Annotated in this window: 20 protein-coding genes and 2 riboswitches; of the genes, 8 read left to right on the forward strand and 12 right to left on the reverse strand. The window is 59.8% G+C overall.

The genetic code is table 11. The features are described 5' to 3' along the window. The 9 genes from CEY11_RS26055 to CEY11_RS07555 form a co-directional block, all read right to left on the reverse strand. Positions 1-281 (reverse strand): transposase family protein (locus CEY11_RS26055; RefSeq protein ID WP_143322727.1); only part of this gene is annotated, 281 nt, incomplete at its 3' end. A gap of 127 nt (positions 282-408) precedes the next feature. Then, entirely contained in the window at positions 409-1,125 is a 717-nt protein-coding gene (locus CEY11_RS07520; protein WP_088602778.1) for a GntR family transcriptional regulator, read from the reverse strand. Between the two features lie 126 nt (positions 1,126-1,251). Further along, positions 1,252-2,754: an MmgE/PrpD family protein gene (locus tag CEY11_RS07525; protein WP_088602779.1), complete on the reverse strand. Its 1,503-nt coding sequence runs from the start codon at positions 2,752-2,754 to the stop codon at positions 1,252-1,254. Continuing rightward, positions 2,684-3,655, reverse strand: coding sequence for a Bug family tripartite tricarboxylate transporter substrate binding protein (locus tag CEY11_RS07530; RefSeq protein WP_088602780.1), 972 nt, complete (start codon positions 3,653-3,655; stop codon positions 2,684-2,686). The genes CEY11_RS07525 and CEY11_RS07530 overlap by 71 nt, the downstream gene beginning before the upstream one ends. Before the next feature lie 60 nt (positions 3,656-3,715). Further along, the gene (locus tag CEY11_RS07535; RefSeq protein WP_088602781.1) at positions 3,716-4,288 is read right to left on the reverse strand and encodes a DUF2889 domain-containing protein; all 573 of its coding nucleotides are present in this window, start codon (positions 4,286-4,288) and stop codon (positions 3,716-3,718) included. Positions 4,289-4,326: 38 nt separating this feature from the next. Beyond that, a complete protein-coding gene (locus CEY11_RS07540) occupies positions 4,327-6,468 on the reverse strand; it encodes an acetate--CoA ligase family protein (RefSeq protein WP_088602782.1) in 2,142 nt (713 codons plus the stop codon). Continuing rightward, on the reverse strand, positions 6,453-7,661 hold the full coding sequence (locus CEY11_RS07545; protein WP_088602783.1) for a CaiB/BaiF CoA transferase family protein: 1,209 nt from the start codon (positions 7,659-7,661) through the stop codon (positions 6,453-6,455). The genes CEY11_RS07540 and CEY11_RS07545 overlap by 16 nt, the downstream gene beginning before the upstream one ends. Positions 7,662-7,670: 9 nt before the next feature. Further along, on the reverse strand, positions 7,671-8,840 hold the full coding sequence (locus CEY11_RS07550; RefSeq protein ID WP_088602784.1) for an FAS1-like dehydratase domain-containing protein: 1,170 nt from the start codon (positions 8,838-8,840) through the stop codon (positions 7,671-7,673). Between the two features lie 1,040 nt (positions 8,841-9,880). Further along, positions 9,881-11,332 (reverse strand): sodium:solute symporter family transporter, encoded by a 1,452-nt coding sequence (locus CEY11_RS07555; protein WP_088603201.1) that lies wholly within the window; start codon positions 11,330-11,332, stop codon positions 9,881-9,883. A 60-nt stretch (positions 11,333-11,392) separates the two neighbouring features. Next, a riboswitch (TPP riboswitch) is annotated at positions 11,393-11,500 on the reverse strand. 74 nt (positions 11,501-11,574) lie between these two features. After that, positions 11,575-11,673: riboswitch (TPP riboswitch) on the forward strand. Between the two features lie 46 nt (positions 11,674-11,719). Between CEY11_RS07555 and CEY11_RS07560 the strand changes: the two genes are divergently transcribed. Further along, positions 11,720-12,502 (forward strand): 3-oxoacyl-ACP reductase, encoded by a 783-nt coding sequence (locus CEY11_RS07560; RefSeq protein WP_088602785.1) that lies wholly within the window; start codon positions 11,720-11,722, stop codon positions 12,500-12,502. 14 nt (positions 12,503-12,516) lie between these two features. Then, a complete protein-coding gene (locus tag CEY11_RS07565) occupies positions 12,517-13,809 on the forward strand; it encodes an LLM class flavin-dependent oxidoreductase (protein WP_088602786.1) in 1,293 nt (430 codons plus the stop codon). Between the two features lie 7 nt (positions 13,810-13,816). Here the strand turns inward: CEY11_RS07565 and CEY11_RS07570 are convergent, their stop codons facing one another. Both CEY11_RS07570 and CEY11_RS07575 read right to left on the reverse strand, forming a co-directional pair. Next, positions 13,817-14,275 carry a carboxymuconolactone decarboxylase family protein gene (locus CEY11_RS07570; protein WP_088602787.1) on the reverse strand — a complete coding sequence of 153 codons (459 nt, stop codon included), beginning with the start codon at positions 14,273-14,275 and terminating at the stop codon, positions 13,817-13,819. Between the two features lie 162 nt (positions 14,276-14,437). Continuing rightward, entirely contained in the window at positions 14,438-15,265 is an 828-nt protein-coding gene (locus CEY11_RS07575; protein ID WP_088602788.1) for an isocitrate lyase/PEP mutase family protein, read from the reverse strand. Positions 15,266-15,690: 425 nt separating this feature from the next. On the opposite strand from CEY11_RS07575, the gene CEY11_RS07580 reads away from it, so the two are divergent. Beyond that, positions 15,691-16,341: a hypothetical protein gene (locus tag CEY11_RS07580; protein WP_198958860.1), complete on the forward strand. Its 651-nt coding sequence runs from the start codon at positions 15,691-15,693 to the stop codon at positions 16,339-16,341. A gap of 135 nt (positions 16,342-16,476) precedes the next feature. Then, positions 16,477-17,181 carry an RNA polymerase sigma factor gene (locus CEY11_RS07585; protein ID WP_088602789.1) on the forward strand — a complete coding sequence of 235 codons (705 nt, stop codon included), beginning with the start codon at positions 16,477-16,479 and terminating at the stop codon, positions 17,179-17,181. A gap of 7 nt (positions 17,182-17,188) precedes the next feature. On the opposite strand, the gene CEY11_RS07590 is transcribed toward CEY11_RS07585, so the two are convergent. Continuing rightward, positions 17,189-17,806: a hypothetical protein gene (locus CEY11_RS07590; protein WP_088602790.1), complete on the reverse strand. Its 618-nt coding sequence runs from the start codon at positions 17,804-17,806 to the stop codon at positions 17,189-17,191. Between the two features lie 317 nt (positions 17,807-18,123). Here CEY11_RS07590 and CEY11_RS07595 point away from each other — a divergent pair, with 317 nt between their 5' ends. The 4 genes from CEY11_RS07595 to CEY11_RS07610 all read left to right on the forward strand — a co-directional run bounded on the left by CEY11_RS07595 (position 18,124) and on the right by CEY11_RS07610 (position 22,807). Then, positions 18,124-19,902 (forward strand): uracil-xanthine permease family protein, encoded by a 1,779-nt coding sequence (locus CEY11_RS07595; RefSeq protein WP_088602791.1) that lies wholly within the window; start codon positions 18,124-18,126, stop codon positions 19,900-19,902. 216 nt (positions 19,903-20,118) lie between these two features. Beyond that, entirely contained in the window at positions 20,119-21,225 is a 1,107-nt protein-coding gene (gene ddlA / locus CEY11_RS07600) for a D-alanine--D-alanine ligase (RefSeq protein WP_088602792.1), read from the forward strand. 445 nt (positions 21,226-21,670) lie between these two features. After that, on the forward strand, positions 21,671-21,919 hold the full coding sequence (locus tag CEY11_RS07605; protein WP_088602793.1) for a hypothetical protein: 249 nt from the start codon (positions 21,671-21,673) through the stop codon (positions 21,917-21,919). Between the two features lie 114 nt (positions 21,920-22,033). After that, positions 22,034-22,807 carry a class II aldolase/adducin family protein gene (locus tag CEY11_RS07610; protein ID WP_088603203.1) on the forward strand — a complete coding sequence of 258 codons (774 nt, stop codon included), beginning with the start codon at positions 22,034-22,036 and terminating at the stop codon, positions 22,805-22,807. The last annotated feature ends 200 nt before the right edge of the window (positions 22,808-23,007 follow it).

Raw genomic sequence — 23,007 nt, forward strand, 5'->3', positions numbered from 1 at the left:
ATGCCCGCAAAGCGATGGCGGAAATAGCGATTGCAATCGGTGCAGTGATACTTGGGCACGGCCAAGTGCAGCACCATCAGTTGGTTGCCTTGGCGGGTGTGCTTGAGCGTACGCTGGTGTGTCGCCTTAATTCGTACCGCCTCTCGCTGGCAATGTATGCATGCCAGGCGTTTGGCCGGCCGGGCCCAGACATGGATCTCTCGGCCACGCTGCACGTGTTCAATGAATAAATCTCGAATTCCTAAGATAGAATCTACTGGGGACATCGGTATTCGCTCCATTAAGCTCGTTCTTCGCAAAAACAAGTTTAATGAATACCGCTTATCCCCCGTTCATGATGAAGAGCCTCGCACATTAGCTCCAAAAATTGCAGCCAAGCTATTATGCCAGCGGTATGGACATCCTCGTTTATGGCCGAATGGCCTCCATGTGTACGAGAAACGCCTGCCATGCTCCTAACAAATGATTATTCAACGCTGTATATGCAGCGTCCCGATCATGCTGGCGCAAGGCATCCATAATTTTGACATGATCTGTGTGCGCAACGTGGCCGCGATCCGTAAAATAGCCATCGATCCGGCGCTTGAGTAGTAGCCGCTCGAATGCTTGCTCCAACATGCGCAACAGAATCTCATTGCCTGACAATGACGCCAGCTTGAGATGGAAATCCCGATCAATCAACATGCGATCGCGCGTTCGATTTTCATCGAGGAACACCTTGTACTGATTCATGATTTCCTCCAGCGGAGCTAGATCCCCTTCGGTAAACCCGTGTTCGAACGATAGGTCTAGAGCAAACAGCTCCAGAGCGCGCCGTACCTCATACAACTGCCGTGCCTCATCTTCACTAATTTCGGAGACAAAGTAGCCACGCCGTGCCAAGCGTTGGGCAAAGCCTTCCTGAGTGAGGCGTTCAAGGGCCTCCCGCACCGGAGTTCGCGAAACATCGAGAATTTGAGCCAGCGAATCATGCGTGAGCTTGGCTCCTGGCCTAAGTTGGTTGGACAGAATCAATTCTTTGATGCGGGTATAGACGCTCTTGGACAACGAAGCTTGCCCAGGAACGGAATGGTCATTGCCGGTTGAAGCTACACTAGTTGCACCACGGCGCCCGCCTTCATCCATCCCTACCCTCCCGTTAGCCCGCGATTTACACCGTACCAATCAAATTGGCACGCCATTGAATTACCAAATGGAACTTAGTATTTTATAAAAAACTAGCTTTCCCCGCTTGAAAAGGGAAAGACAGGGCTAGGAATCCAGCAAATGAGGGGGGCTGGCGCCAGAAAATGCGAGTTCGTCGACCACATCCCTAACCGCAATGTCAGAATCGAGGGACTGCAAGAGCTCGAACTGCCGCGTAGCGGCATTTGCCACGGTCGCAACAGTATTCCCAAAAGCATTGCAGTCGAGAAACTTGTCTAACAATTGCCCGCGGTTGAGGCGCCTCGCTGGCTTCCCCTTGGCCAGCAGCACGAGCTCTTCCATTGTCGTGCCTTTTACAGTCATCAGGCTGACGACTGAAGCAAATTCTCCATCATCCCTAACCCGGTCATCGACATAGACTTCGATGCGCCGCATCAGTTGAATTAGAAGGGGATCACTCAATCGCTCTTGCGCAAATGTGGACAGCTTCACCTCCCCATCAAGCAAAGCCACCGCTACGCAATAGCCAATATGGAACTTGGCTTCCAATGGGGTGGTAGGCCAATTCGAAAGAAGTGGGCCACGCGCCATTTCGGAAATTCCAATACGGACGCGGTGAATCTCGTCAACGCGACCGGCCAGATTGGCCCTTAGTATCTGGGCGGCCTCAATAGCCGTATGGGTCGCCCCGCAGCATGGATATGCCTTCAACGCGATACCATACTCGCTCAAAATCTCCAGCCGACTACCCCAATCCGATAGCGCGTTCCAATTAATCTTTCCCGATTCGAACACGGCTGCGAAGCCAGCTGGGCTCTCGATAATATCCAAACATCCATCAATGCCGGCCTGCGCCATCAACGCGGCCATTGCCCCATTGCGAGCCGCCATGCCAGCATGTATAGGCTTCGTCATAGTGCCGAAATTTGCCCTCAAGCCTCCTGCCGAACTAGCTGCGATAGCAAGCGCAATCGCGGCGCGCCGGGAATCCAGCCGTATGAGATGTGCTGCTGCCGCTGCCGCGCCCATCGTGCCTAGTGTACTGGTCGCATGCCACCCTCTCTTATAATGCTCTTGGTTGAGCGCTGACCCAAGTTTACCTATGGTTTCGATGCCAACGATGTAAGCACTGATCAGGTCGGAACCTTTGGCGTTAACCACTTCGCCAGCCGCCAGCAAAGCAGGCACCAGAACAGCGCTCGGATGAGCATAGCCCGGATGGGTGATGTCATCGTAATCCAAGGCATGGGCCATCGCGCCGTTAAGATAGGCGGCGTCTGGAGCAGCAGCAGACCTGCCTAACCCGATGACGGTCGCCGCTCGCTCCGGCGCGGCATTCAGGCGCCAACTTACGGACGGAACGACCTGTAACAATAGGGGAACAATAGGCTCATGCACAGCACCCGCAATACAGGCGATACAATCGGTCACCGCATCGACTGCCAGAGACCTAGCCTGTGCCGGGAATTGCTCATGATCAGAAATGAATCTGGCGAGGCCTTCGGTGCATCCTTGGTGCGATGAGCCTGACATATACTCACTCCAGATGAATTCCTGCTTTCTTGATAACGGTTCCCCAACGGCGAATTTCGCTGTCGAAGCGCTCATGGGCCTGATCGAGAGTGTCGCCTATTGGAGATAGCCCCAAATCTTTCAGTTTCCTGGCCATGCTGGGATCGCGGAGAACTGCTACCAGATCTTCATTCAAGCGCTTAGCGATGGGGGCTGGCGTCTTGCTCGAGACGAAGAGCGTAAATAAGACACTAGCATCAAACCCGGGCAAGCCAGATTCGGCGACCGTAGGGACATTAGGCAATATGTCAGAGCGCTTGAGCGTAGTGACCGCCAGCGCGCGCAGCTTGCCGCTTTTCACAAGTTTTACCGACTCACCAACCGTCAAGATTGCGAACTGCACTTGTCCACCCAATAGGGCCAAACTCGCGTCAGATCCTCCTCGATATGGAATGTGCGTCATCTTGATACCCGCTTCTTGTACCAGCAATTCGCCAGCCAAATGCGTAGAGGTTCCAACGCCAGCCGAGCCAAAGTTTAGGGATCCTGGGCTCGCTTTTGCCATCGCGATCAGATCATGCAGGGTTTTAGCCGGAAAGTCTTTATTCACTATGACAGCAAACGGCCCTCCTACAGCTGTGGTAATAGGAGTTAAGTCCTTGGTCACATCAAAAGGCAATTTTTTTTGTATGGACGGATACACTGCAATAGCGCCACTATGAAAGAGTAGCGTATTGCCATCGGGTCGAGCTTGTACAACTGCTGCCGTTCCAATCTCACCGCCAGCACCACTCCGGTTGTCGACTATGACAGGCCGTTTAGTCTTCGCCTGCAAACTAGATGCTATAAAGCGCGCCAGCATGTCGGTCGTACCACCGGGCGAATACGGAACAACGATACGAATTGGCGCTTCGGAAGTTTGTGCTATCGACGGTGTCGCGCTGGTGAGAAGAGCCGCAACTCCCAAGGCGCGCAAGATAAGGCTTATTTTTGTCACATTAGTCTCCTAGGTTAAAGTTATCAGCAGTAATTTCTTGTTCAGTTTATGAATCCGAATTTATGAATCCGGCTTGGCATCCGCTCCCGTGTAAAACGCCGGCCATTTATCACGCACAACTTGGCGGCTGCTGCCATAGGCATAGCAACTATCTATCTTCACCGGCTTACCCTGTCTATCTAACTTATCTGGCCTGGCCCACCGCAGAACCACCAACGTTTGATATGCTGTAGTCGCCATCGGGCCCAGTAGCTCCATCAGGTGCGTGCATCCGCGCGCGCCGCCCAGACGCTCCTTAACGGCACGAGTCCAGCCTGATGCAATCGTTAAACCGACGATCTGCTGCATTGCATAGACCGCTTGCGGGCAAATCACATAAGGAGAAGCATCAATGGCAGCGTCGACGGCATGGACGAAAAGGGACTCGTCAATGGTTATCCGGATCGACATATCATGAATCGCATCGCCGGCGGCCACGCTACGCCCGCCATCAAGGCGGGAAATGTCATAGGTTTTCCGATCTACCATTCGGCCTTCCACATCGAACATGCCATCACTGCGGCGAAACCCCTGGCATTCGATTTTCCGGACGTGAAGTAATTCCCGATCGCAAGACGGTGATGGCAACGGCATATCTGACTCCCATCGAAGGTTCGTTCTGGCGGCCGCCTTCAGGCCGACCTTCTAACCAGCACATCGACAGCGACTACGCCTTGCCCATTCGGTCGAACGAATACCGGATTCAACTCGATTTCTTGCACCGATGCTTTCATGTTTAAGAATGCATCGCCCAACCTTGCCGCTGCGCGCACTAATGCCTGCCGATCAACGAGCGGCATACCGCGAAAACCCGCCAGTAAGCGCGACAGGTGCAGCCGGCCCACCGCTGCGTGAATCTGGATCTCGGTTGCTGGCAGCGCAAGATAGGCCACGTCCTGCAGCAGCTCCACCATGACTCCACCCGCCCCTATTGCCAATACGGCACCAAAGTCGGGGTTACGCATCACCGCCAGAGAAGCTTCCACGCCGTCACGAATCATCTCTTGCACCAGTAAGTCGTTTTCCGGCTTGCCAATGCGCTCGCGGATCGTTCTGGCCATCCTGTCGACTTCCGTTGCGTTATGGAGGTTGAGCGCAACAGCCCCTAAGTCGGTTTTATGCTCCACATCTTCCGGCATGGCCTTGAGCGCCACTGGGTAAACCAGATCCGCGCAAGCCCGAGCAGCATCCTGGACGGGACGCAAGACGGCAAACCTTGGGGTTTTGATACCAACTTTATCAAGCAGCCCTAGCGTTCCCCGCCATGTGTCACTCGGAGCCCATTGGATTTCTCCCTGTCTCTCCTGGCCAGACTCCTGGCCACTACACGATATAGTCTCGCGTACCCGATAAAGCCATGCTAACCAGCGGACGGCGTCACGCGGATCCCGGGCAACAAATACCCCGCTTTCAGCATGATGACGTCGTTCCTCGGGCGGCATTTCATCCGACAGTAAACTAACCACCACGGGCAGCCGATACTCCCGGGCAATACGGGCCAGCGCATCCTCGTACTTTCGGACATCATGTAGCCCCCGATTGGCGAACTGAACGATCAAAGCTTCAGTATTCGGATCCTTCGCTACGATTTCCAGAGCATCGTTCAGCATGTTCGGGCGCGACAGTACCTGCCCTGTCAAATCGATCGGATTCTTGAAATAGCCGAATCTTGGTAAATTTTGTTCCAACGCATCGACGGTTTCATCCTGAAAGCAAGCCAAGGGAACATCATTTGCGCCGCACAAATCTGCTGTCAATGCGCGGGTCCCTCCTGGGATACTACATACCGCCACACCTCCTTGGTTGGCCTGCTTGCTGCGCCGCGGGGGGTTCATCGCAAGTAGCACTTGGGCAATTTCGACCAGATCAGTTAGGCTATCGACTTGCAAAATGCCAAACTGAGCAAAAACATCGCGGTATATTGCGTAAGGTGTTGCAATCTTTCCCGTATGCGATGCTGCGGCTTCCGCACCCACTGCGCTATTACCCGATTTGAGCGCAACCAACGTCACATTACGGCGCCTCGCCTTGTCGACGATCCGCTTCAGGCGCACACCATCCCGCAACCCTTCCATGAAGAAAAGGATATGCGCCACGTCGTCCTGGTCTAGCAACCAGTCGGTCACATCCAACAGGCTGGTGTCGGTCTCGTTGCCTACACTAACCACATAGCTACAGCCATAGCCTTGATCCTGGAGATGCCTAGCCACAGCACCACTCATCGCACCGCTCTGGCTCACGACGGCGAGGGGCGCATGATATAGCCGCTGGCGCTTGGCCGCTGAACCGAAAGTCAGGATCGTACTGGCGGCAACGGACCATACTCCCTCACAATTCGGGCCAATCAACGTCAGGTTATGCTCCGAACAGATTCTCCTCATTTGTTCGACAAGCGTAACGCCTCCCTCAATTTCCTCGAACCCGGAACTCAGGACAATCGCAGCTTTCATACCACGGTCGCAACAATGCTCCAGCGTATCCGGAACTTCTGCCGCGGGCACCATGACGAGTGCCAGATCAACCCCGTACGGCACATCTTCGACGCAACGGTGGCATGGCAACCCGTCGATGACGTCGTATTTGGGATTCACCAGATGAATATCCCCAGGGAAATCGTGCATCCGCAATAGGTTCAATGGGGCATGATTCAACCGGGCAGGATCCGCCGAAACGCCAACAAGACAAACCGACCGGGGCCGAAACACGGCATCAAGGCGGCTGGAATCAGCCGTTTTTTCTAACGGGATCGCATCCAAATTCAAATCGCGGCGCATTCCTTCAACCTTTCAATCCGTTGTGTCTCGTATCCAAGAACTTCCGCCAGGATTTCCTCGGTATGTTGTGCCAGCATAGGCGGCGCCCGATAGACAGGCTCCCGTTCCCCATCAAAGCGGAACACTGTGCCAAGCAAATGCAGATCCCCCCCAGACGAATGGGCGACTGTCTGGATCATTCCCGGTGAGTTCTGTTGCAACTGTTCAAAAGCCGTCTTCATGTCGTTGACGGGCGCACAGGGAACATCGTGAATCTCAAAGAGCCGAATCCAGTCCCGCGTAGTGCGTCGAACCAAGACGTCGCTCAACAGACCTATGAGCACATCGCGGTTACGGACTCGATCTTGATTGGAAACGAACCGGGGATCCTCACCGAGTTCGGGTAGACCGACGGCGGCACATACATCTCGGAAAATTCGATTCGTGCCAGCGCTGATGACCACATGCCCGTCCGACGTCGGGAATGCCTGATACGGTACTAGCTGCGGATGCCCGGATCCCAAGGGCTTCAAATCGAGATGCCCGTCCATGACCATGACGGCATAGTTGGAAAGCATGCTCATCGTCGCATCAATCAGGGATACGTCGACCTCTCGGCCAACCCCCATCTTCTCGCGTTCATACAACGCAGCCAGCACTCCGGCCGCGAGGAAGATTCCTCCGCCAAAATCCGCCAACGACACAGCAGGTTTGACGGGCTCTTTGCTGTCAATCGCTCCAGTCAGCCGCATGACTCCGGACCGTGCCTGAACTGCGACATCCATACCCGGTTTGTCAGCGAGCGCCCCATCCCCATATGCCGATATATTGGCGACGATGATCTTCGGGTTAATCTGGCGCAGCTCTTCATAGCCCAGCCCCAGACGCTTAAGTACACCAGGTCGGAAATTTTGCACTACAACATCAGCATTCCGCGCAAGATCCTTACATACATCCTTTCCTGCCTCATTTTTCAGGTTCAGGCCGATGCTGCGTTTATTCCGGTTAATGGCGAGAAAATAATCTCCGCCAACCTCCGGAATCTTATCGATGAACCGCTCACTGCCATTCATCGCGCGCGTAGGATCTCCTCGCCCGGGCTTCTCGATCTTGATGATTTCCGCGCCTAAGTCTCCCAGGGTCATGGTGCAATATGGGCCTGCCACACCATGCGTCAGGTCGAGTACGCGAATTCCTCGTAGCGGTGCAACCATATCGCAGCCTCAACGCTTGATGGCGATGTCGCGCGAAGGCAAGCGTATCGACGCAAGGCCCTCGCAGTTCTTTTCACCCCGTTGATTAATTCCCCACCACTTGACGTGAACCAAGGCCTCGCCATCTTCTTTCGTCTTGTCCAAGACTTCGCCTGTCAACTTCGTCAGATCCCCGACAAGATTAGGAACAAGCACCCGGCCGGAATATTTCCTGACGAATCCGTGGTCACCACACCAATTGGTAAGCAGGTGCCCCCCCCAATTAAGCCTCTGCCAGCCCTGGTCGTAGGCACCCGGAAAGCCCACTTCCTTCGCGATCTCCACGTCGAAGTGACCTGCCGCCGGATGCATGGGCACCCCGGTAGCCGGTGAGACATAGCAATTGGACGGATGGCGGTCGCGCTCGGCGAATGCGAGCTTCATTACGTTGTAGACCGTTCTACGACCCGCATAGAAGCCCACGATGTCGACCAGCGTCAGTGGTCCCTTGAACAGAACAGGCAATGCATCGCCGACATTCGTCTCCTCCCAGTACCTGGGTGTACTACCGCGCCGCTCTTCGTTACGGTAGCCCATGGCAATCTCGGAAATTTCCTCTGGAGAATATTTGTAGCGTTCGCCAGTTTCCTTCTTGAATTTGAAACCTTGCCCACTGCGCGAACGAGGCACGCGAAAAATATCACCTTCGTACCGAGAAACTGTCTGGCCAACCTGATTGGTATAGATGACCTCTCCAACCTGATTGACGAATCGCGGAACAGATTTCCCCTCTTTGACCTGCACGTCGATCACTCGCGCACGCGCCGTAATCGTGTCCCCCTGCCTGATCGGTTCGAAATGCTCCCAACGTCCGCCAGCGAAGATCCACTGCACGCCTGGCAACCCGGGTGCGACGATCCCGCTATCGATCGTGTAAAGAAAAGTTGGCGGCGCGATAGGAACACCCCATTGGCTCAATCGCGCATAGCCCGGATCGCAGAACAGAGGGTTGTCGTCGCCGACACTGTAGTTGGTCCAGCGCCGAATGTCGTGTGCCGAGACCGGCTCGTACAGCGACGGCAGATGCACGTCCCGGCGCAGCCAGACACCGATCAAGCCTCTGGCCTTTTCTATTGCCTCGTCCGTCAGCGCTGGAGACAGATCCACCTTTAATGCGTCGATGGTTTCAACCTTACCCATTTCTTTCCTTCCTCTGTTGATCACATTGGTTACCTGGCACCCATGTCGCACGACATCCCTTACATGGCCAGTTGATATCGAGTTTCTTCTCTTATTGGATCCAAATTTTAATGCAATTTTTTATCCAATTTATATGGGTAAAAACCCTTATCACTCTGCCAGATCAGGGCCGCCCCATTGCGCCGGTCTCCCCTTGCAGCAGCCTGGCACAACTATGAGCCTGAAGGCAGGCTATTGACTTCGAAGGCAAAGGGCTCAGCGGCGGATCAACGTGATACCGCATACAAACAAGAGACAAAGCGGTCGACCGACGGTTGCAGTAACGATTCAAGCGGGATTTATAAACAACCCGACTGCGATGCAATATTCAACTTCACCTCGGGTAAATCCTCTACATTAAATCTAAGTGGGTAGCCGACCAATCTTGTTCTGTGGGACGGCTGATCAATCAAGGGATGCACAACCCATTCGCAGCCGTGCAGTTGCTCACCATTCATTTAAAAAACTAATTGCAGGGATGTCGAAATCATGGGCCAGGTGAACCTCGGCCCTTTCCTTTGATTTCTAGAATTCCAGAAATCTGTCCGGCGCCGGGAAATAAAAAGCGGCCCAGAGGCCGCGAGGTTGGTTGCAATCGGACTAGACCTTGGCCCGTGGCTGCGCCGAGAAACCGATACCGCGCTCACCAGTGTTTCAGTCAGTGCCACAGGCTATGTCTATGTCAAGCAGATCTGGGGGGATAAAACCTAACTACATATTTGCAAGTTGTAAGGGATGCCAGATGTAAGGCCCAATAATCTCAGGGTTACGCTTAGTTAGCCGAGCGAAATCTCGCCTAAATGCAATCTAGGGCAGAGTCCGTGCCGAATCTCCACTTAGCTGGACTGGTAGACGCCCAGCGGCGAGTTCCGCTGGCGAACTGTAGAGCACGGCTGGAAGCGAGTCACGCCTCCAGTTGCTGTTATTTTGCCAGGCCCGGCCTCATTTGGCCCTTTGTGGCTAGGAGGAGCGTCCCCAATTGGCTCGCTCCCACACTACCACTAAGCCCCATCCTCATCCAACAACCGCACCGACGCGCCGAGCTTGGCGAAATCGAATTCGTGCATCGAGCGGCGCAGCGGGCGCATGATCAGGATCACCACCACCGGCACCAGCGCCGCGGCCAGGAAGGACTCCAGCAGATGCTCGGGCTTGGCGCCAGGCAACGGAAACAACGACAGGCCAGCCACAAGCCCGAAAAGCGTGCCGGTCATGGCCGCAAAGCCGTCGTGGCGCTTGCTGAACAGGCCGTAGAAAACAGGAAAGGCCGCGGCGGAGCACAGCAGGTCGGCCAGCAGGAATAGATACAGCACGCTATAGCCTTGGGCGGCGACCACGATGACGGGAATCGCCAGCACGAAGATCAGCCCGCGCGCCAGGCGCATCATGGTGGCGCTGCTGGCCTTGGGCAGCAGCCGGCCTAGGTCGACCGCGATAAGGCTGGAGATGGCACTGATCGCGGTGTCGGAGCTGCTCATCACCAAGCCCAGGCCCAGCGGGATCAAGAGCAGTGCGAGCCACAGCGAAGCGTGCGGGATCAGCACGCTGAACAGCGCGACGGAGCTGTCGCCGCCGGGCGCCAGGCCGACGAAGGCCAGGCCGAACAGGCCCATCAGGAAGATGAACGGCCCCACCATCAGGCCGCCCAGCAGGAAGCCGTTGCGCATGGTGCGCGAGTCGCGCGCGGCGTAGATGCGCTGCCAGTTGCCCTGGTGGAACAGGCCGGTAAGAAGAATGGCCACGAAGAAGGTGAATCCCGCCTTGACGCCGGCCGGGTCGCTCAGATCCAGCAGCCGCGGCGCCCGGGCGCGCAGCCCTTCGATGGTGGGCATCGCCCCGCCCGCCGTGTACCAGCCCAATGCGACCAGGAACAGCAGCAGCGGCACGATGACGATCATGTGCACCCGGTCGGTGAAGATGGAGGCGCGCAGGCCGCCGTACGAGGTGTATATAAGGGTGGCGCCCACGACGACGATGGCCGTGACCCAGATCGGCACCGGCGCAAGCAGGCGCACCAGCTTGCCTACGGCCGTGACTTCGGCGGACATGGCGATGAACAGATAGAACACCATGATGAGCAGCGCCAGGCCGTACATGGGCCTGCCATAGCGGGCGATGAGGAACTCGGTCAAAGTGTGGCCGTTGGGGATCAGTTCGCGCATGCGCCGCCCCAGCGGGATCATGGCGATGCGCGGCGACATGGCGCCCAGCGCGTAGCCGATGATGGCCGCCAGGCCGCCCCAGGTCGCGGCCTGCGCCGGCGCGAACAGTATCCACGCCCCCAGGGTCGAGGCCATCAGGGTCAGGATGGTGGCAATGGCGCTCTGACTGTTGCGGGCCGTGATGTAGTCTTCGAGGCTTTTTTTGAAGCTCCGGGTGTACAGGATGCCGGCGGCCGCGTAGCCGAACGCGCAAAGAAGCAGCCAGGAAACGGCTGTTGAACTGCTGAGCATGGTGAAAGTCCTTCCCACAAGTGATTTGGCGGGAGGGGCGCGCCGTATGGCGGTATGGCGCATCGCGCGCGACTCCTTCCCTTCGCCGGCATTACCCGGATCAGGTTCTAAGGGTTAGCGCGAAATAGACGCAATCTCAGCTCGCTGCGAGCTCCCCCAGGACAGGCGTAAGGCTAAAAGAGCCGCGGCCGGCTGTCAACGACATTCCCCGATGCCGGGCGATCCGGTGTGGTAAATTGCGCAATAGCGACACGGGGTGTCCCGACCAAGTCGGGGCTGAGACGACACCCGTAGAACCTGATTCAGTTCACACTGGCGGAGGGATGTTCGCGACGCGGCAGCACACCGGCCGCGCCCGGGTCTTTCGCCTGCTATGCGAGAGACATCATGCCCGGATCCACACAAGCTTTACCCCTGAACCAACAAATAGTCCTCGTTACGGGCGGCGCCCGCGGCCTGGGCGCGCACATCGCACGCGCCTTCCAGCGCGAAGGCGCGCGCGTGGTCGTCAATTATTTCCGCAGCGCCGAGGCGGCTGCGGCGCTGGCCGCGCAGGCGCCGGACCGCACGCTCGCCGTCCAGGCGGACGTCCGCGACGCGCACGCCGTGCAGGCGATGCTCGACCAGGCGCAGCGGCATTTCGGCGCGCCGGTAAGCACGGTCGTCAACAACGCCCTACCTGACTTCCAGTTCAATGGCGACCAGCGTCCGCACGCCGACACGCTGTCATGGGAAAACCTCAGCCAGCAAATGGAAGGCACCCTGCGCAGCGCTCTGAATACCGTGCAAGCGGCACTGCCCGGCATGCGCAGCGCGGGCTTTGGCCGGGTGATCAACGTGGGCACCAATCTTTTCCAGAATCCGGTGGTGCCTTATCACGATTACACGGCGGCCAAGGCAGCGTTGCTTTCTTTCACGCGCACACTGTCGCACGACCTGGGGCCGGACGGCATTACCGTGAACATGGTTTCGGGCGGCCTGCTGCGCACCACCGATGCCTCGGCCGCCACGCCGGAAGCCGTGTTCGAGCTGATCGCCGGCAGCACCCCCTTGCGCCGCGTCACGACCCCGGCGGAATTCGCCGACGCCGTGCTGTTCTTCGCTTCGCCGTGGTCGCGCTCTGTAACAGGCCAGAACCTGGTGGTCGACGGCGGCCTGGTGCACAACTGATACGCGCGGGCACTATGCTGCACCTCAATCTATTCATATTCGGCTGCGGGCATCATCGTGCGGCCTGGCGCCATCGTGCCTCGGCCGCCGAGCGCCTGGGCGACATAGCCTATTACGAAGAGCTGGCGCGCATCGCCGAACGCGGCAAGCTGGACGCGATTTTCTTCGCCGACGGCGCCTCGGTCAGCCACATCGAGGACGGGCCGCGCTGGTACCTGGAACCCCTGACCATGCTGGCAGCGATCAGCCGCGCCACCGAGCGCATCGGGCTGATCAGCACGGTATCCAGCACTTTCTACACGCCGTTCCACGCGGCGCGCCTGGTCGCTTCGCTGGATCACATCTCAGGCGGGCGCATGGGCTGGAACGTCGTGACGTCGATGTTCGACGCCGAGGCGCGTAATCACGGCTACGAGGCTATGCCCGATCACGCCTGGCGCTATGGGCGCGCGGAAGAATTCATCGACGTGGTGCTGCGGCTGTGGGATTCATGGGCGGACGATGCACTGGTGCTGGATCGGGCCCAGGGCATCTACGGCGCCGCCGAACGGGTGCGCCCCATCGGCCACCACGGCGCCCATTTCCTGGTGGACGGCCCACTGACGGTACCGCGCCCGCCGCAGGGGCATCCGGTGCTGTTCCAGGCCGGCGCGTCCGCCCAGGGGCGCGACTTGGCCGCCCGCCGCGCCGAAGCCATCTACGCGGTCGCCTACGATCTTGCCGCCGCCCAATCCTACTACCGAGACATCAAACGCCGCGTCCGGGAAGCCGGACGAAGCGATCCCGTACCCATCATGCCGGGGCTGGTGACATACGTGGGTTCGACGGAAGCGGAGGCCCGCGCCAAGCAGCGCGAGCTGGACGAACTGCTGCCGCAGGAAGCGTCGCTGCGGCAGCTTGGCATGTACGTGGGCCAGGACTGCATGGCGTGGGAGATGGACGCCCCCGTCCCGCCCCTGCCGCCACTGTCGGCGTTCGAAGGCCCGAAGGGCCGCTACGCCACGATTCTGCGCATCATCGAGGCCGAGCAGCCCACGGTGCGCCAGCTGCTGGGGCGCCTGGCGGCCGGCGGGGGGCATTGCACCATGGTCGGCACGCCCGAACAGATTGCCGACCAAATGGAGCATTGGGCCGCCCACGAAGGCGCGGACGGCTTCAACCTGATGCCGCCCACCTTGCCCGGTGGCATCACGGATTTCGTCGAGCAGGTCGTGCCGGTGCTGCAAAGGCGCGGGCTGTTCCGCAAGGAATACGAAACCACTACGCTGCGCGGGCACCTGGGCTTGCGCCGGCCCGCGGGGCCTTGACGCCCGGTCAGTGGCGCCCCGGCTGGTAGTGTCCGGGCTCGGCACGGAACGGGATCGCCAGGCGATTCCAGCCGTTGATCGCGATAATGGCAAACGACAAGTCCACGAGTTCTTTCTCGTTGAACTGTTTGCGCACTTGATCGTAGAGCTCGTCTTCCACGGGATCGGTCGAAATTTTCGTAAGCGCTTCCGTCCAGGCCAGTGCCGCGCGCTCTCGCTCGCTATAAAAAGGCGCTTCGCGCCAGGCATCCAAAAGATACAGGCGCTGTTCGGTCTCGCCGGCGGCGCGGGCGTCCTTCGAGTGCATGTCCAGGCAGTACGCGCAGCCGTTGATCTGCGACGCCCGCATCTTGACGAGCTCGAGTAACGCGTGTTCGAGCCCCGAGCCTTCGACATACTGCTGTAGATTGCGCATGGCCTTGAAGCCTTCCGGCGATGCATGAATGTAATCGAGGCGTTGTGCCATTTTTTACTCCATCAAGTTATTACCACATACAGATAAACAGATTTTTGTGCGAGGCTCGGAACACCAGGCAAGGCACCGGCCGCTGCCTTGCCGCCAAGGTACGGACACCAGCACCAGCCCACTGGAACGGCGACATCGGCCGGTACGCGCCAACGGCAGTGTTCAGTCGTAGCGCTGGAACCGTTCGCCAAGCTGCGCATAGCTCACCGTATTGCCGAGCCCGTCTATCTCGCCGCGCTTCAGCTGGTCTACCGCAGCGACAAAGCCGCTCCAGGCTGCCAGCGACAAGGAGCTTGCCGTGCTGATGCGGCGCACGCCGATCTCGGCGAGCGTCTTGAATCCGAGCTTGGCTGCGTGCCCCATCATGACGTTGACGGGCTTCGGAGCCACAGCTTGCACGACGGCAGCGATGTCTTCGCGCGCCGACAGCCCGGGCGCGTACAGGCAGTCCGCCCCGGCTTCGGCATATGCGCGCAGGCGCCTTATGGTTTCATCGAGATCGGGGCGCCCGACCAGAAAGCACTCTGCGCGCCCCACCAGCATGACCGCTGGATCCTCAGCGTCGATTGCCTGGCGCGCGGCACGCATGCGGGCGACGGCCTCGTCGAAGCCGTATAGCGCGCCTTTTTCGCCGGCGATCGAATCTTCTATGGACAAGGCGGATACGCCCGCCTGCACGCAGCCGCGCACATTGGCCTTCAGGCCTTCGATCGTGCGGGAGTATCCATCTTCGAAATCGGCGTTGACCGGCAGGCCGGTGGCATGCACCAGCTCGCCGCAATGCCGCACGACCTCGTCGACGGCAACTTTCCGATCCGGAACCCCGCGCGAGAACGCGTAGCCCGCGCTGGTGGTGGCCAAGGCCTTGAAACCGGCTTGTTCGAGCCAGCGGGCCGTGCCGGCATCCCATGGATTGGGCAAGATAAAGCACCCCGCTTCATGAAGCTCGCGGAACGCGGCGTGCCGAGCCGCGAGAGCATTGGTAGACATCGGGAACCTCCGGATTTCTGTTGTGGGTGCGGCTCGGCACCCAACGTGCACAGGACAGGAACCGCGCCAGGCTGCGCATGCGCTACCCGCGGCTCCGACAAGGGTGCAAATAGCATATACCCATCTGCGCACTATTCGACAGGCAAGCAATAGCCGGGTCTTGCAATGCACCGAACAGCCCAAGCCCGCGCCAGATCAAAAACGCCCCCGGCCCAGGGTACGGCAGGCACTTCATCTTTGGCCCAGGACGGTGGATTGGAACGTATTACTTGAAACGTATTCCGCCGCCGTCGCATCCAATCGACGAAACGCGATGACTTGCCGCTTCGGCGGAGGGAATTCCCGTCTATCCACGGATCGCTGCCGCCCGTGCGCCTACCGGCCCCCGGAACAGCGGTTCCGACACCCTTAAGGAGCTTGTTACTGTGAAGATCACGAAAAAACTCGTCATGGCTCCGGCCGCTCTGGCCGCTGTCCTCGGGCTCTTGTGCGGCACCACGACCGCCACCGCCGCCGACGCGCCGCAAGCCGGCCACACCATGACCATGGCCATGAATTGGTTCGGTGGGCCGGTCTACGATGGCGCGCCCGCCCTGGCGGCAACCGCCGCGCTGGTTCAAGCCGGCGGCGGCGCCGAGCACTTCACGTTCGCACAGGCGCTGGTGTCCATGCTGGGCGAGAAAACCGTCAACGCTGAAGTGGCAAAGCTCACCAAGCAATATGGCAAGAAAGACGTGGACGGCTTCTTGAACGGCATGACCTTCGCCATCAAGGACGGGCTGAAGCGCGCCACCGAGGCCGGGGTGAAACTGCCGGATGCGCCGGCCGATCTCAAGGGGGTGAAACTGGCGCGGGCACTGGTGCAGGCCGGCACCGCCCCCGACGGCATATTCTGGGCCGGGTACTTGTTCGACAAGGCGATCTCGCACAAGCTGCACAACCAGGTCATGGTCGACATCGACGTGAAATACGGACATGGTGCGGACGAAAACACGCACAAGGTATTGAACCAGGCCATGTACGACGTGGCGCAGGCGCTGGGCGACACGCACGTCAAGCTGGCCTCGCTGCACTAAGCGACGCATGCCCCCGAAGCTCGCGGCAAAAAGCCATGGGAGCCGACTGGCTCCCGATACGCCTCCGCCCCAGCCTGGTTATTGCAATAAAATGCATTCATCGGGTTTGTAGAACAAGAGTTTTCGGGGGTTTATATGGGCACGATGGCCGACGCCGTTTCCATCGACGACTCGGAGCTGATCCAGCTGGCGGCTGCGGGCGACATCGGCGCTTTCGACGCATTGATGCGCCATCACAACCAGCGGCTGTACCGCGTGGCCCGCAGCGTGCTGCATGACGAGGCCGACGCGGAAGAGGCCGTTCAGGAAGCCTGGTGGAAAGCCTACAATCATTTGCAGGACTTTCGCGCCGAGGCCAGGCCCGCGACCTGGCTGACCCGTATCGCCATCAACGAGGCCCTGATGCTCCGGCGGCGCAACAAAAGCCGCGAGGCCGTCATTCAATCTGCGCATCAGGATCAGCGGACACAGGACACCATGCCCATGGACGAACTTCCCCTGGCTATACCCGCCTCCTCGCAGCCCGATCAACAGGCCTGGCGTTCGGAGTTGCGCAGCCTGATCGAGCAACGCATCGACGCCCTGCCCGACATCTACCGCTCGGTCTTCGTGCTAAGAGGCGTGGAAGGCATGCCCGCGAGCGAAGTGGCCGCCGCGCTGGATCTGCCCGAAGCCACGATTCGCGTGCGCTTCATGCGCGCCCGCCGCCTGCTCCAGGACGCGCTGTCGCGCGACATCGACCAGCGCACCAAAGACGCTTTCTCGTTTGCCGGGGAACGCTGCGACCGTATCGTGGCAGCCGTGCACGCGCGCATCAAGCACCAGGCCTCTTCCCGCTAGACGACCGCTATGCTGGCGCGACCGCCTCTTTCGGCGGCTTGGGCATAAGCCCGGAAGAAACCAGGCTGTCATGGAGCGCCGCCACCGAGCACAGGTAGGCATCCACTTGTTGCATCGTCAGCTCGGAAATCGGCGCCACGACGGTGCAGAACCTTCTTAGGTTTCTTTGGAGATACGGCACTTTTCCGACCAGTTCGGCTATGGCCTGGCCTTCGGATTGATTGAGCACATCGACCTTGTCCAACACGAGATGACTCGCGGGAATCTTCAGTTCTCCCACAGACCATCTCAACCTTCCCATCGTCAACGGGTCTATCCTGTCGCCGACCGACATTCCCCGGATTTTGAGCAGCTCCGCCTTTAAATCATCGACAGTCGCGGCGATGTTCCCGATTTCCGCGGAAATCATCCATCGCACGATAACCGCCTCCCGAGCGCGCCACTGTGCACGCTCCCTGCCGTCGCTCAAGGCCAGCCATAACGCCAGCATGACGGATCCCACCGTCCCGAAAGCCGTCATCGCATTGAGCCAATCGATTTTTGCCAGGAATCCCGGCCGTGCGCCCAGGAGCCAGCCAACCAGGCATCCAAGCGCCACGCCGACCGTAAATTTCACATAACGCATTTTTCTCTCCCGACCTTCTGGGCTTCGGAAATCATACCTTCAGCCTTTTCCGATAACACCGGGTAGCGGCGCTTTTCTCTGACACGCCGAGCACCCCATCGGAATGGTAATTGGGCCGCCCGACACGCAGCATCAACGGACACATGATGGAAGAGAACGGCTCGCACGCACGAGCCGCGCCCACAACGCCTGTCAACCGAAGGCATTTAACGTCAACACGCCATAACTCGAAAGCAAATAGTAAATATTAAATACACATGTAATCACATGATACTATTCGGATATTCGGCATAGATCCGCCGCCAAGAAAACCAGCCATGGCCATCCTTCCGAATATCAAACTGCCGCCCACTCCGCCGTTCAAGCGCCCACGCGATCTGGCCTACGCATCGGACGAGCTGCCTCCGCCGCTCACGCTGGCTACATTGTCTATCCAGCATATTGCCACCGCGCTCACCCTGATCGCCTATGTGCTGGCGGCGGCGGGAATCGGCGGCCTGGACGTGAAAGCCACGCAAAGCATGGTAACGGCAACCCTGCTCAGCATGGCAATAGCCACTTTCCTGCAGGCCTGGGGCGGCCGGCTAGGGTCGGGCCTGCTGCTGGTGCATGTGCCCACGTCGCTGCTGGTCGCCATACTGGGCGCGATTCTCGCCAAGTACGGTTTCGGCTCCATGGTCGTCGTCGGGCTGGTCTACGGCGGGGTGGGTCTGGTGATCAGCTTCGTCTTCCCCTATCTGCGCGCCATCCTGCCGCCGGCCGTGGCCGGCGTCGTGCTTTGCCTGGCGGGCCTGTCGCTGATCGCGCCGGCCCTGACCGAAACCGGCAGCCTGTCGGCCGATATGACGCACATGAGCGCCAGCGATGCCCTGGTCGGCATATTCACCCTGGTGATGATCGTGGCCCTGTCCATCTGGGGCACCAAGCAGACCAAGCTGTTCTCGCTGCTGGCCGGCATTATTGCCGGCCTGGTGCTGGCCGCCGCAATGGGCAAGATACATGGGCTGGAGGCCCTGTCGGCCGCGCCGGTCTTCGACCTGCCTCATCTGCCGGTGCCGGTATTCAATGTCGACCCGGGCATCATCGGCGCCGTGGCGGTGCTGTCGCTGATGACCCAGCTGTGTACGTTCGGGCGCGTGGTGCTGGTGCACAAGATGAACGACTCCAACTGGCACCGGCCCAATATGCGCATGGTGGGCGCGGGCATATTCGCCAATTCCCTGGGCAACTTCCTGGCGGCCTGGCTGGGCGCGTATCCCTGCACCACGTCGTCGACCAATATTGCCGTCAACCACATCAGTCATTCCACTTCGCGCTGGATCGGCCTGGCGACCGCCGTGCTGATCGGCCTGATCGCGTTCCTGCCGCAGGTGTCGCTGGCCCTGACCCTGATCCCCACCCCCATCATCGGCGCCGTCGAGGTCTACGCAGCGGCCTATCTCATCGTCTCGGGCATTCAGCTGATCGCGGCGCGCTCCATGGATTCGCGCGCGGTATTCATGGTCGGCCTGTCCTTCGTCACGGGCGTGGGCGTCATGTTCCTGCCCGGCATCGCCCAGATGGTGCCGGAATCGTTCAGGTTCATGGTCGAGAACGGTATCGTGGTGGGTGGGGTCACCGCGGTCATCCTGAACATCATCTTCCGGCTGGGCGTGAAAAAATCCGCACAGCTGGATCTGAAGCCGGTGCAGGATGCCGCCGATCTGGGCGGCAATATTGTCGATTTCGTCGAAGACCAGTGTGCGAGCTGGGGCGCGCGGCGCGACGTCGCGGTGCGCGCCGCTCAGGCGGCGCTCGAGGCCTCCGAGGCCATCGCCGCCGCCGACATGGGCAGGCGCGTCACTGCCGTGCGCGGCAGCTTCGACGAATTCAACCTGGACATCGAGCTGCTGCACGACGGCGCCCCGCTGGCCGTCGAGGCCGACCAGCAGAAGCTTAGGGAAAACCTGCTCGAGGCCGACGACGACACCTTCCAGGCAGCGCTGGAAACGGCGATGCTGAACGTGTCGCACGTGCTGCTTACACGACTGGCCGACCGCCTGGGCAGCGGCAAGCGTGGCGCATCGTCCTATCTGCGCCTGCATTTCAACCACTGATTCCATCTCTAAATCAATCATGCACTGAGTCAGCTTCGCTGGCCGTACTACTTGTACTGTCTGCGCTTCGCTTGCGCGTTCATGATCGGTCTGGAAATGGAATGACATTCCCGGTTACGACCGAGGGCCCGGCACCCCAACAGGGCGCCGGCGTCCATGTATGATGCGTTCTTGGCGGCTCTATCGATGTGCCGCCGTGCAAAAAAGGAACGCAATATGGGCGGCAAGACCAGGGTGGGCATCGTCTTCGGCGGCAAATCGGCCGAGCACGAGGTGTCTCTTCAATCGGCCAGGAATATCGTCGAGGCACTCGACAAGAACCGCTATGACGTCACGCTGATCGGCATCGACAAGCAGGGGCAATGGCACGTGAACAACGCGTCCAACTATTTGCTGCATGCCGAGAACCCGGCCCTGATCGCCCTGAACCGATCCAATGTAGAGGTGGCGCTGGTACCCGGCAAGCGCGAACACCAGCTGGTCGCCACCCAGGGCGCGCCGGCTTCGGTGCTGGGCCAGATCGACGTGATCTTTCCCATCGTACACGGCACCCAGGGGGAAGACGGCTCGCTGCAGGGCATGCTGCGCATGGCCAACCTGCCTTTCGTCGGCTCCGACGTGCTGGGCTCGGCGGTGTGCATGGACAAAGACGTTACCAAGCGCCTGCTGCGCGACGCGGGGCTGGCGGTGGCGCCGTTCGTGGCGTATACACGCGGCTCGGCCGCGCGGGCCAGCTTCGACGAAGTGGCGGCCAAACTGGGCTTGCCCTTGTTCGTCAAGCCCGCCAACATGGGTTCTTCGGTGGGCGTAAGCAAGGTGCGCAACGAGGCGGAATTCCGCCGCGCCATCACCCTGGCGCTGGAATTCGACCACAAGGTGCTGGTGGAGCAGGCCATTGCGGGCCGCGAAATCGAATGCGCCGTGCTGGGCAACGACGACCCGCAGGCCAGCGTCTGCGGCGAGGTGGTGCTGCACGACGAGTTCTATTCCTACGACACCAAGTACATCAATGAAAGCGGCGCGGCGGTGGTCGTGCCGGCCGACATCGACGCCCGCAGCAGCGACGAGGTGCGCCGTATCGCGATACAGGCATTCCTGGCCCTGGACTGCGCGGGCATGGCGCGCGTGGACGTGTTCCTGACCCCGCAAGGCAAGGTGATCGTCAATGAAGTGAACACGCTGCCCGGCTTCACGCACATCAGCATGTACCCCAAACTGTGGCAGGCCAGCGGCATGACCTATACCGAGCTGATCACCCGTCTGATCGAGCTGGCGCAGGAACGGCACGCCCAGGACAGTGCGCTGAAGACCTCGATACTCTGATTTTCCTGCAGTCTTTGACGCTTCGGTTCCCGGCGCTTCGGTTCTTGACGCCGCAACTCCTGGCGCTGCGGCCCTTGATGCTGCGGCCTTTGATGCTGCAACCTTTGATGCTGCAACCTTTGATGCTGCAGCCATCAATGCAAGGCCGGCTCGAGCCGCAGCTGGCTGCTTGGCACAGCGAGCTTGTTGATTCAGGCCGGCACAGCTTGCGGCGAACGCGGCCAGCCGCCCGCCCTAGCCTCTAGCCTCTAGCCTCTAGCCTCTAGCCTCTAGCCTCTAGCCCGCAAGAATGATATTCCCCGAAGCCCCGGCGGCGGCAAAATCCATAGTAAACGTTTCCATCAACGCTCTTTTCAGCATGAAATTCACTCATCGACCGAGGTGGGCGTAGAATGTTACGAACTAAGACAGCGTAAGCTGCTCCAGTTGAAAAGGCGGAGGTGACATGGGCCATCTGAAGATTCAGAACCAATTGAGCCGCATCAACGGCGCGTACCAGCAATGCATGGACGAGCTGCAGGCGCACGGCATCGACACCAACTCATTAGTCCTGCTGCAGATCGAGCGCCACGCGCTGGTGGATCTGCTACTCGACGAGATCCGCAGCCTCAGTGCCCGCATCGACTCTTTGCACAAGACCGGGGCGGCGCTCGAATCCGTGCGCCCAAAAGACAGCCACTACCACGTTTTGTAGTCACGGCCGCGAGCCGCGACGCCCTTCCGCCCCGACGCTGCCGCTAAAGACCCTAAGCACGACTACAGGCAAGGCATTGCGGTATTCTTGCTGCTGAAGAAACCGGAGACCCTCATGCCATCCGCCTCGAACGCAGCCAGCGCAAGCGCAGCCGACACCCTCTGCGACGAACGGCAACTGCGCGCCGATCTGGCGGCGTGTTACCGCATTTTCGCCATGCTGGGCTGGACAGAGCTCATCTACAACCACATCACTGTGCGCGTCCCGGGCCCCGAACGCCACTTCCTCATCAATCCGTTCGGGCTGCACTACACCGAAGTCACCGCCGAGAACCTGGTCATGATCGACCTGCAAGGCCGTATCGTGGGCCGCTCGGACTGGCCGGTGAACCCCGCCGGCTTCGTGCTGCACTCGGCCATCCACGAGGCGATCCCCGAGGCCCACTGCGTCATGCACACGCACACGACGGCGGGTTGCGCCGTGGCCTGCAGTGCCGCCGGGCTGTCGCGCGATAATTTCTATTCAGCGCAGCTGCACGACCGCGTGGCCTATCACGACTTCGAAGGCATCACGGTGCACGAAGAAGAAAAGCCACGCGTGGTGCGTTCGATCGGCCGGGCGCAGGCAGTGATCTTGCGCAATCATGGGCTGTTGTCCTGGGGCGGCACGATCGCGCAGGCCTTTGCCTATCTGTGGACGCTACAGCGCGCCTGCGAGATTCAGGTGGCCGGCGCCGCACTGGGGCCGACCCTTCCCATACCCGAGGCGATACAAGTACAGGCCAGCGCCGACGCGCTGCAATTCGACCCGCGCTACGGCGGCGGCCAGGACGTGTTCGATGCGCTGCGACGCCTGGTGGATCGCAGCCATACCGGCCGCGGCGACTAGACGGCGGCAGCATCCCGATCGGCGCGCGCCGTGACCCGCGCAACCTGATGCCGCGCGACACAGAAACCCCCATCGCCCTCTTGCGCTAACGGCCTCATTGCCCGCGGGGCCATGCCTGCGCTACGCCACGTCCGGCGCGCCTGTGGGCCACCACATTCCATTGACGCAGCATCATTGCAGCATGCTCACATCATGCCGTT

The sequence above is a fragment of the Candidimonas nitroreducens genome (assembly GCF_002209565.1).
Taxonomy (GTDB): Bacteria; Pseudomonadota; Gammaproteobacteria; order Burkholderiales; family Burkholderiaceae_B; genus Candidimonas; species Candidimonas nitroreducens.